Origin of the sequence: uncultured Brachyspira sp., assembly GCF_934747485.1 — a bacterium.
Taxonomy (GTDB): Bacteria; Spirochaetota; Brachyspiria; order Brachyspirales; family Brachyspiraceae; genus Brachyspira.
Window position 1 is genome coordinate 21200 of the sequence record NZ_CAKVGN010000042.1, and the last position, 6370, is coordinate 27569.

A 6370-nucleotide genomic window follows, 5' to 3' on the forward strand; every position below is an offset into this window, starting at 1 on the left:
TACACACTTAAAGGTACTCTCTTCGGTCGCCCTGAAGGACTTCTTTCAGTCGCGGTGCGGACTTCGTCAAAGAACCATATGAAGTACTACTACGGCGAAAGTGCAAGTATATAATTAATACTAAACAATACTAAAATTAATAATTAGTAATATGCAAATAAACTTTCTCCAAACTGTCAAAATTATACTTCTTTAAAAGTTCTTCTTTGCTGCCCTTTTCTAATATCTCTCCTTTATATAAAAATACTATTTTACTCGCTATATCTTCTACCTCCTCCAAATCATGAGAAGTAAAAAGTATAGTCTTATTGTTTTTAGCAAGCTCTAATATCATGTTTTTTATATTATATCTTTCTCTCGGGTCTAAACTTGATGTAGGCTCATCAAATATAAGTAAATCAGGGTTTTGCATAGTAGCTATCATTATAGCAAGTTTTTTCTGCTCTCCTCCTGAAAGCTTTATAGCAGGTGTTTTCGGATTAAGATTATATTTATTAAGAATACTTTCTATTTCTTCATCACTCATCTTAATGTCATAAAGAGCTGAAAACATTAATATATTATCTTTTACATTGTATCCTTCAAAAAAAGGAGTGGATTGCAATTGAAGACCTATATGTTTTTTATAATCTTCTATATTAATTTTTAACTCACCCTTATCAGCTTTTAATATTCCTAATAATATATTAATTAATGTAGTTTTGCCGGAACCGTTTGGACCAACAAGTGCTATTACTTCGCCTTTATTTATATCTAAACTTACATTTTTTAGAATAATATTTTTATTAAACTTTTTTTCTATATTTTTAGCACTTATTAATACTTCTTGCATTAAGACCAACTCTATTTGATAAAAACTATAATTATTAAAACAACATATATTAAAAATGTCAATACATATAAGCCCGCTGCATCATAACAATGCAACAGACATACAAATTTATTATAAAAAATTATAATAAATTAATTGTTAGTTGTAGTTGTTACATTAACACAACAAGAACAGCAACATCCTCCAGGAGTCAATACCGCAGATTGGCTCTTTAAAGAACATGTTGTGCGTACTTTTGAAGAATATTTAATCATATAAATAACTCCTTTAGATGTATTATATTAAACTCTTTAATAGTTTTAATATCAAAGAGAGTAATACCAATTTTTATGAATATATTCCCATATTTTCAAACTGACCAAAATAGTATATTGTAAAAAAAACATTGGCCAATATTGGTGCAATTAAACTATTAGTATATTCAAAAGAAATAGCATTAATAGCTGTAATAATAAAACAAGAAACTATAAAAATTAAAGCCCCTTTGAAATTATTAAGCCTAAGCATTTCTTCAAAAGAAAATAGCAGAGCAACTGCAAGAATTATAAAAAATAAATTAAACTCTTGAAATTGACTTTTAACAGCTAAATATATTACACCATTAAAAAATAAACATTTAATTACGCTTGCTAATAATATTAAAGTCCACTTTTTATTATTTCTTGAAGAATATAATAAATTAATAGGAGCAGACGATAATATATTATTAAATATAACATTTGTTTTTATATTTTTATTAAATAAACTTATAATTGCTAATATTATTTCAAAAGCAGAAATAAGAGCAAAAATATTAATAAAAACATAAACAATATATTTTCTTTCTATAAGTAAATATAATAAAATATTTTGTTTTTGCAAAAAACTAATAATAATTGCAAATATAATTATAAAAAACCAATATATATAAGTGCTTATATAAATATAAATATCATCATAATCTTTTTTAGAATAATTCATAATATTAAAACATAAGTTATTTATGATATTTTTATAATTTAAAAATTTGATTATAGTTCCTAATATAAAGCATATTACAATATAAGGCATTAGTTTTAAAAATATCAATTTATATCCTCTCTTTTTTTGCTTAATATATATAAAATCATATTTTGAGAAAAATGAGTAATAGCTGGTATTATCACACTAAAAGAAGAATATACAAACAACAAAGAATATATTATACCCTCTATAAACTTTTGAAATACAGCATTAGCACCAAAATATATATGATTAATAGAATATATAAAAGCTGATATTATAATAACAATAAAAATATTTACTCCCAATATATTATATAAAATATTAAAGAACACCTGCCTAAAAATAATCTCCTCGCAAATAGCACCTATCAATATAATTATAATATCAAAAAAAACATTATTTTTATTTATAATTTCATGAACTGATATTTTTTTAATCCAAAATTTATATTTAATAAAATGAACAGCATAAGCTTCAATTATCTCTATGGCAATGCATACAAAAGACATAATAAAAGCTAAAACAATAAAATAAATATGAGCATTATAATTAATACTTCCAACATACCCTGTAAAAAATACCATTATTACAAATAAAAAATAGCTTAAAGCATTAGGCAAAATACTGCTTATTTTTCCAATATTTAATTTAAAAAATATGCCAATCAAAGAAGTAGGAAAAGAAACAGCAATTAGTACAAGAATAGCACTAAGGTAATGGGTGTGGAAATTCATTATTTGAAATTCCTCCATTTTTAATTATTCTAGGGTGCTTACTATATGGGAAAGCAGGCATTGACATTTGCACAAGCTCTGGAACATATACACGCATTACATGCAAATCTTTATCAGCTATTTCTGTTGGAGTAATATCCAAATAAACTGCATATTTTGAAATATTATAAAGACCATTAAATAAATACTCTAAATCAGTATTTTCTTCGAGGTTTTTATATTTTCTTAATTCAATTTTTTCTGTAACTTTGCTGTTAATAAATTTAAGTTTTTTGTCTTTATCATCTAAAGAAGCCCAATAATTAACATTGCTGTCAAGGTTAAGATAAGTTTTTTGATACTTAGTTTCCAAATAATCAGCCGGCATTGATAATGGTCCGTTAATATTTAATGTAAGTATAGCCAAAGCCTCCATAAAAGCTCTGTATATCACTTTTTTAGGATTAAGCCCAGAAGAAGCACCTACCACAATATATGGACTTTTTTCACTTTTGTTTATAAGCATTACCGTAAAAACATAGCCTAACTTTTTATCAATAGTATAATCAAACACTCTTATTTTATAATCAATATCTCTTAAAATTGTATTAATAGTTTCATTAACAACATCATCATCAATAACAACTTCTTTAACTTTGCTCTCTGTATACCATTTTATCATACAAGCATCACATTCTACAATTTCAGTTATAGCAGATTTCAAAGCCAATTTAATATTTTTATGACTCGCACTTCCTTTAGAAAACCCGCCTATAAATACTTTTTCTTTTTTTTCCCTTCGTATTATATGAGATAAAAAGAAATTCTGTGCCGGTACATAATACTCTTTTTCTCTATCAAACAAAGAAGGAAGAAGCACCCAAGATAATATATCATCTTCTGTAATATTTTCTAAAATCCCTAAACTGTTTAATTTATTGCAATCTTCATCGCTGTATATTTTAACATATTCAAAAGGTATTACATTATTAGGATATTTTTCTTTTAATTGATTATAGGAAGCATATTTTAATTTTTCTTCAAAATACAAATTTGCTGTAAATAATGCATATCTCTCAACACCTTCGCCTAATAATCTTATAATAGCTTCATCTCTATAAATGCCATAACCAGAAAGATGATAATTAACTTCAGCATTATCACCTAATAATATTTTATGATAATCCGGAAGCATAGAAGTACAAGTATTAATATTTTGAGCAATAACAGAATTAGCCTGCATTACAATAATAGAATCCATAATACCTGTCTGATGTCCGCAAAGAGAATTGTATTTATTTAAAACATTTTTATGGCTTGGGTAATATTTAATCATAAGTTTTCCATTTTTATATAATTTATTAAAAATTATAATATTTTCAATTATTTAATCATTTTATTATTACTTTACTTAAAAACTTCTCTATTATCTCCTTTGAAGAAGTATACATTTCATTATATTTAGCCTTGCTTATATGTCCGCATGCCGCACAGAAAGGCACTCTGAGTAAATCCTGAATTTGAATCTCTATAGAAGGTATATAAACATTAATAACGCGTCCTGATAGTTTGCATTTTCCTATGGTGGCAAATAAAAAAGCTTCATATAATGCAAGTGAAGTAAATGTTTGCAAAATAGGGGTTATATAAGTTTTCCTATTATTTGATTTCAAATTAATAGTTTGTTTAACAAATTTATTATACACTGATAAACTTTCATTTCTTGCTATCACTCTATTTTCAAAACATTCATAACATGCTGTTTCTTTTGCCTTTATAGTGGTGATATTCAAAAAAGGTCCGTCTAATATTGATATAATCATAGGAATTGATTTTTCAAGTAAAAGCCTGTTAATATTTCTAAGCAAATTTAATCTTGGTTTCTCAACACTTACAACCACACATGATATATCACAAAATAACTTTAACAATTCTTTTTGCTTTTCAATATGTTCTATTGCATCAGTAGTGTCTGTGAGATTTGCTTTTTCTATTTCTTTTATATCATCAATATCTATCATAATAACATTCATATACAAATCTTCTAACATTAATTTAGCATATTCTTTTAGCCTATCACTATCTGTTACAAACATTACTTTATTTTTTTGAACCTTACTTTCATCTGGTATATCATAAAAATATTCCCCTATAAGCTCATAAACACTATTAAGCATATTGTTCTCATCATACTCTAAAAACCTGTTGCCTATAAGAGAAGATATAATTTCATTCAAAAAATTACTTTCTTTTTCATCAAGAGAAAATTTCTTTACTACATAATCAAAAGAAATTAACTTATCATCAAAAAGTTCTTTAGCAATAAATATTAAAGCTTCTTTTACATTATCATTCAAATCATTAAGCTCTAAAGAAGCCTCTTCAAAATTCCATATCCCCTTTCTAAATCTAATCTCATCATCAGAATTAAAAAACACACTCGCATTATCATAAAGTTTAATATTTTTCTTAGCCATTTTTCAATAAACCTACTATTTATTTTTTATATAATAAAAATCATTTTGAAAGCAAAGTTAAATGCACAACATGATTAGTCTGCCCATCTAAATTTAATAATTCTTCAGATAAAGTTTTATTAAATCCTCCAATGTCGCATGCTAAAATACCGCTTGCAGCAGCAGTAAGCTGTATATTCTGTGCAATCTCTCCTGTCTCTATTAAAGTAAACTGCAAAGCCATATCACCATATTTTCTTGAGTTTTCATATATGCTATACACATAGTAAATAGATAAAGCCGCCTTTCTTAAATCTATCCCTCCGCCGAAAACGTTATTATTATAGTAATTCTCCAAATCATCATCATTAAATAATTTTATTTTTTCAAGCGAATGAGTAAAAGGCATATATTTGTATATACCCTTCTCAAGATTATTTATATTAAGTGCCGCAATATACAAATAAATAGGATAAAGCCCGCCGCCTGAAGGAGCTGTACGAAGCTTAGACATATATTTATCTCCAAAAGTTATAGTACCATATTCTTCTTTATTTAAATTAAAATCAAAATCCCCCGAAATACCATCTCCATAATAAAGCAGTGTAGACAAGTCGCTTAATGTTAATGGCTTACCCTTAAAATCTCTCCTGCTTCTTCTTGACCTTATGACCGAACCTATAGGGGCATTAATATTTTTATATGGCGGAAGTTTTATAGCATTTCCTTTTTTATGAACCTCCTCTTCAAGCAACATTCTGTTACTTAAAGCAGCATCTATTGGAAAAGATGAATAGCTTGTTACATCAAACATTGTAGATAAATCTATTGATGATTTCTTTGAGTTTAATAAATATTCTTCGCTTATATTTCTATTTACTTCGGAATGCATTGCTCCTCTATAAGAAGATTCTGAAGTTTTTATCCCTATAGTGTCAGCATACATAGAAACAGGTATATTTGAAGAAAAATTCACAACGCTAAAAAGTAATGGTATCTCTTTTGATTCTAACTCTTCTTTGCTTATCTCTATTTTTTTTATATCTTTTTTCTTATTTTTTATAATAGACACATAACATTCCTATTTTTGTAAATCGCATCTAATATATAATACTAAAAAAATTTATTTTGTAAAATTAAAATATAATAAAAAAGACTATTCTTATATGAAATTATATTTTATTTAATATCATCTATTATATAAAAACTCTATAGTATAGAAAGTTATTTTGATTTGAAATTTCTTAAAATACAAAAAATAAACTAATGCTGCAAATATTATTTACAGCATTAGTTTATAATAAAATTAGGGGCTGTCCTAGATAACTAAAAAAGCTCCTTTCTTGCTAAATTATATATAATTTCCAATTGTTTTTCAACTTTAG

The 6370-nt window shown here is 25.8% G+C and carries 6 protein-coding genes; all 6 read right to left on the minus strand.

What is annotated here, in order from left to right:
- Positions 1-136: 136 nt before the first annotated feature.
- The 6 genes from Q0H31_RS08545 to Q0H31_RS08570 all read right to left on the minus strand — a co-directional run bounded on the left by Q0H31_RS08545 (position 137) and on the right by Q0H31_RS08570 (position 6057).
- Entirely contained in the window at positions 137-832 is a 696-nt protein-coding gene (locus tag Q0H31_RS08545; protein WP_295297255.1) for an ABC transporter ATP-binding protein, read from the minus strand.
- Positions 833-1159: 327 nt separating this feature from the next.
- On the minus strand, positions 1160-1900 hold the full coding sequence (locus Q0H31_RS08550) for a hypothetical protein (protein WP_295297257.1): 741 nt from the start codon (positions 1898-1900) through the stop codon (positions 1160-1162).
- Positions 1897-2550, minus strand: coding sequence for a CPBP family intramembrane glutamic endopeptidase (locus Q0H31_RS08555; RefSeq protein WP_295297259.1), 654 nt, complete (start codon positions 2548-2550; stop codon positions 1897-1899). The genes Q0H31_RS08550 and Q0H31_RS08555 overlap by 4 nt, the downstream gene beginning before the upstream one ends.
- Entirely contained in the window at positions 2525-3865 is a 1341-nt protein-coding gene (locus Q0H31_RS08560) for a YcaO-like family protein (protein ID WP_295297261.1), read from the minus strand. The genes Q0H31_RS08555 and Q0H31_RS08560 overlap by 26 nt, the downstream gene beginning before the upstream one ends.
- A gap of 55 nt (positions 3866-3920) precedes the next feature.
- Positions 3921-5006 (minus strand): streptolysin associated protein SagC, encoded by a 1086-nt coding sequence (locus tag Q0H31_RS08565; RefSeq protein ID WP_295297263.1) that lies wholly within the window; start codon positions 5004-5006, stop codon positions 3921-3923.
- 40 nt (positions 5007-5046) lie between these two features.
- Positions 5047-6057: a SagB/ThcOx family dehydrogenase gene (locus Q0H31_RS08570; protein ID WP_295297265.1), complete on the minus strand. Its 1011-nt coding sequence runs from the start codon at positions 6055-6057 to the stop codon at positions 5047-5049.
- Between the last annotated feature and the right edge of the window lie 313 nt (positions 6058-6370).

Bases quoted from the DNA above. Each gene is read 5' to 3' on its own strand.
- Q0H31_RS08545 (WP_295297255.1), bottom strand. From the start codon at position 832: ATGCAAGAAGTATTAATAAGTGCTAAAAATATAGAAAAAAAGTTTAAT.
- Q0H31_RS08555 (WP_295297259.1), bottom strand. From the start codon at position 2,550: ATGAATTTCCACACCCATTACCTTAGTGCTATTCTTGTACTAATTGCT.
- Q0H31_RS08560 (WP_295297261.1), bottom strand. From the start codon at position 3,865: ATGATTAAATATTACCCAAGCCATAAAAATGTTTTAAATAAATACAAT.
- Q0H31_RS08565 (WP_295297263.1), bottom strand. From the start codon at position 5,006: ATGGCTAAGAAAAATATTAAACTTTATGATAATGCGAGTGTGTTTTTT.